We start from the raw sequence: 2,330 nt of genomic DNA on the forward strand, positions 1-2,330 counted from the left end.
CGCATCCCACGGAAATAACCTGCTCGTAGTCAATTGCTTTCATCCCAATAAGTTTTTACATCACTTAAATTTAAGCAAAAAACTCATCGGTGTTTGCGTGGGCTAAATCATGGGTATTTCATAATTTTAAGTTTAAAAAATAGCTTAATATAATTTTGGATAGCTATTTATAGTTATACTAAATTCTACTCTTTCGATTTTCGTACCTCGGTTTAATCATTAATTTATTTCGGTTTAAACTTTCACATACTCCGATTTTTGGATGGTCAGCCCTCTAATGACCGTAAATATTTTGTTTTCGTTCTGCAAAGAGGCAATTTCTGTTTATCCAGGCTACCCCTTGAAATTGTTTATAGATGGCATCATGGTTTCTTGAATTGTTAGGCAGGTAATGCATATGATAATCTTCACTCCACTACCCCAGGCAATTCTTTCACCATTGCCTATAATACCATATCGGCATAGAACTGCAAGCCTATATATTTCCGATTTTGGATCATTAAATGCTTCAGACTTATATATTTATTCTCAGGTAAAAATAGCTTGTAACATAACTAGAGGGGTGTATTATTCGTATATTATACGATTAAAGCGGCTATGATGACCCGTAAACAAAAATATTGCCTCGCCTGCGAACAAGAACTTAAGGGACGAAATGACAAAAAATTCTGTGACCCTCACTGCAAAATTGCCTATCACTATCGAAAAATGCAGGAAGACAATTTTAGTTTCTATGCACGAGTAGCTAAACAATTAAAGATCAACCGTAGACTCCTTAAATCTTAAAACAAATCTGGAAAAGCAACAGTGAGGGCTGAAAGACTAATAGCACAGGGTTTCGATCCGAGCTTTTTTACGCATTACTGGAAAAATAAAAATGGAGATGTATATTTCTTTGTATATGAATTCGGCTTTCTCAACAGAGTTGAAAACGGAAGAAAAAAATATGTGCTTGTTATTTGGCAATCTTATATGGAAAAAAGCAAAATTCCATAAACTGATACATTACAACTAAAAGTTCTCAAAATAATTATTAAACCTACTCTCAAATTTCCAGTCGAAAATAACCAGAAAAGTACATGGCTCTCCGCTGTTAATCATATTGATTTTATTAATTTGAATTGTATATTTTCAGATTAAGATAAAATAGCTATAAGATTCTACCGAAGTTATTTGTAATCTGAAAAAACTTGTAGGTATATTCAGAAATATCGTTTGCATCATTTGGGAAATTGCTGTAAAATAAGGCTTCCGAAAAGAAAGCGAGATTCCTGGCAAAAATTAAGGTTAATAATAAAATAGAATAATCCGCCATTTGATTTGTGATAAATGACGCGCGATATGATAGAAACAATTAATCATAGAAAAGAAAGAGAAACTGTTGCAAAATGGCTGGATCTTAAATAACTTTTGTATATCTGAAAGTTTTAAATGAAGGTTTGTATAGGAATTCTAACTTAATATCTTAATAAGATGGATGAAGACTCATTAAAAGCGTTGGTGGTGGTAGCAGTGTTGGTTGCTATATTTTTAATATTTAGATATGCGGTCTTGACAACTCAAGCCAAAAAGAAATATTCTGAAACGAAAAATTCAAGATCATTAATTGGTCGTGCTATCAGAAATTCAAAATCAATGATAAAAACCAATTATGGGAAGGTCAAAAAGTATGCAGAACGAAATATAAGCAAAAGTTATTTAACTGGATGTACTTGGATTCTGATAAATAAAGATTAGAATATTATGTACATTTTTCGTGCAAATGGCGAATTATTAATTACAACCAATGGTATAGTTAAAAAAGCTGAGTATGAATTAATTATTGATAATAATAGTATTTTGATTACAGTAGATGGGATAACGGAGCATTTTCTATCGTAAATGTTTATAGTGATTTTCTTTTTTTACATAAAATTTCCACAGATTCTATTTTGACGTTTGCCAATTATACCAAATATAAAGATGAGGTTAAAGCGGTCATTAATGCGGAAGCTAGAAAGCTTTATGAATCGTAATGAAATATTCGTTTATTAGAAAATTTTAAAATATTTTAGCCTAAGTTCTATAATAAGATAATTAAAAAAGGCATACTTTTCGGATACCCATTAATGGTGACCTTTTGGAACGACGGTTACTACTGCTATAGCTCTCCTTGATTCGAGTCCTTGAGGGGGAGCAAAATAGAAAAAACCAGTCTTGAAAAAGAGGGCACTGAAAAACTATCTCCTTTGAGGTAATTTTATGAAGGCGATCAAGCAAAAATATATTTTTTGACTTGGTCGCTTTTTTTATTGGTGATTTTTAAGGTGTAGATATTTTTATTATTCTAT

Annotated in this window: 1 protein-coding gene; it reads left to right on the top strand. The window is 31.5% G+C overall.

Annotated elements, in window-relative coordinates; all coding sequences use genetic code 11:
- Positions 1 to 1,473 precede the first annotated feature (1,473 nt).
- On the top strand, positions 1,474 to 1,737 hold the full coding sequence (locus tag LB467_RS18485; RefSeq protein ID WP_224475632.1) for a hypothetical protein: 264 nt from the start codon (positions 1,474 to 1,476) through the stop codon (positions 1,735 to 1,737).
- Positions 1,738 to 2,330: the final 593 nt, after the last annotated feature.

This window comes from Salegentibacter tibetensis (assembly GCF_020164485.1).
GTDB classification, from domain to species: domain Bacteria; phylum Bacteroidota; class Bacteroidia; order Flavobacteriales; family Flavobacteriaceae; genus Salegentibacter; species Salegentibacter tibetensis.

Excerpts from the sequence above, each read along its gene's own strand:
- LB467_RS18485 (WP_224475632.1), top strand. The coding sequence starts at position 1,474 with ATGGATGAAGACTCATTAAAAGCGTTGGTGGTGGTAGCAGTGTTGGTT.